This window comes from Pelatocladus sp. BLCC-F211, from assembly GCF_041928655.1.
Lineage (GTDB): Bacteria > Cyanobacteriota > Cyanobacteriia > Cyanobacteriales > Nostocaceae > Pelatocladus.
On sequence record NZ_JBHFLM010000183.1, the window covers coordinates 1 to 1,970 of the forward strand.

General features: G+C 37.4%; 2 protein-coding genes. Both read left to right on the plus strand.

Going from position 1 to position 1,970, the window contains the following annotated elements:
• Window positions 1-216: cytochrome P450 (locus ACE1AT_RS22220; protein WP_374872277.1), on the plus strand; the 216-nt coding region annotated here is incomplete at its 5' end.
• Between the two features lie 365 nt (window positions 217-581).
• Window positions 582-1,970 (plus strand): cytochrome P450 (locus ACE1AT_RS22225; protein WP_374872279.1); only part of this gene is annotated, 1,389 nt, incomplete at its 3' end.

A 1,970-nucleotide genomic window follows, 5' to 3' on the forward strand; every position in this document is an offset into this window, starting at 1 on the left:
AAAAACCTTCTTGATAAGTTCTATCCATTTGGAATTGGATCGCGTAGGTGTATAGGAGAGTATATAGGACGTCTTCTGATCTTTACCTTTTTCACTAACCTTATGCATAAATGTAAATTTGAAAAGGTGCCTGGAGAGAAATTGAGTTTTGAATCTATACCAGGAGCCTTCTTGGTTCCAGAAAAGTACAGAGTTATAGTAAAACCTCGCTTCTAGTTTCTAGGCTTTGAATTGTAAATGGCTAGCGAGAAATCATTAAGTAGTGATCAAAGACATAGAAAACTTAATGATAATAGTCATCTGATTTTGTATTGACCCCACGGATAAATCCGATTTTTTTACCCTGTTGGAAATTACCGACTAGAGGAAAAGACTCGTGATTCACTCAGAATTTTTGTGAACGACGAGGTCTTCACCTCCTTATACTAAACTGCGTTCCAAACTGTAACTATCAAATGTTTATAGTTATTGATTGAACTAAAAAATCAAAATCTCTAAATTACACTTTTGAACGCAAATTGGTATTAGAAAAGAATAGTTTTATTTGTAATATTTTTCACCATTTTATTTGGAAAATAGCCATGGTTTCGCAACAATCAGTCTCTATACAAGTAGACAAGATAAACAAAATTGCTCCTCCGGGACTGCCTAAGTTCCCTTTTGTTGGTATGTCACCCTTTCTGAGTAAGCACTTACATGTGGCATTGAGTCAACTAGCCAAAAAGTACGGTAATATTTTTCAAATTCATGTAGGTGCCAGAACATTAGTTGTACTTAATGGGCTTGAGACTATCAAAGAAGCTTTAGTGAAGCAGCAGGATAGTTTTAACGCTAGGGCAGATTTTAACCTTTATCAGCAACCACCTCAATGCCACTTCCTGGAAATGAAGAGTGGCGAGAGATGGAGAAAACACCGTAGCATTGTAAGTCAAGTCATGCATACCTTTGTGGTAAGCAAGTCAGGTATTCTTGAAAATTGGGCACTCGAAGAAGCAGTAGACTTGGCAAATATCTTTGTAAACTCTAGTAGTCAACCTTTTGACCCTAATTTATATCTACCTCTAGGTACCTTAAGTTTTATTCAAAGGCTTTTGTTTAACAAAAGAGGCAGTCTTGATACTCCTGAAAAGGATACTGATTTTATTGCAACTGCTCGTAGTATAATCAATCTTAACAAAGGTGCTGCAAATCTTACAAAGTTAGCAATCATACCTACAATTTGGCGACCAATATTGATGATCTCTTGCTGGAAATCATTACGAAATTTTGTCAAGACGGGAGCCACAATAGAACGCTATCTTTTAAAAAACTTAAAGCAGCATCAAGAGTCCTTCGACCCAGAAAATTTGCGGGACATTACAGATGCGTTTTTTAAAGCTAGCAGCGAACTAACTGAGTCAGATCGAAACGACCTTCGGTTGAGCGAAAATGACATTGTCAATGGATCATTGATACAGTTTGTAGGAGCAGGTACAGAACTTCCTAATCTTATGTTGCGGTGGGCTTTGCTTTACATGATTACCTACCCAGCTATTCAGGCTGCTATTCATAAAGAACTCGATGAAGTAGTTGGCAGAGAACAACAACCTAGCTTAGAACATCGTGGCAAATTGCCATTCACAGAAGCTTGCATCAACGAAATTTTTCGCCATTCCTCTACTAATACTATACCTGCCTTCGTCTACGCTACCACTACTGACGTTACCTTAGAGGGTTATTTTATTCCCCAAAATACTCCCTTGCTTATCAATTACTATAGTCTGACCCGTGATGAACGCTTTTGGGAAGAACCTGAACAATTTAACCCTTATCGGTTTTTGGATGAAAATGGCAAACTGAGAAAAAACCTTCTTGATAAGTTCTATCCATTTGGAATTGGATCGCGTAGGTGTATAGGAGAGTATATAGGACGTCTTCTGATCTTTACCTTTTTCACTAACCTTATGCATAAATGTAAATTTGAAAAGGTG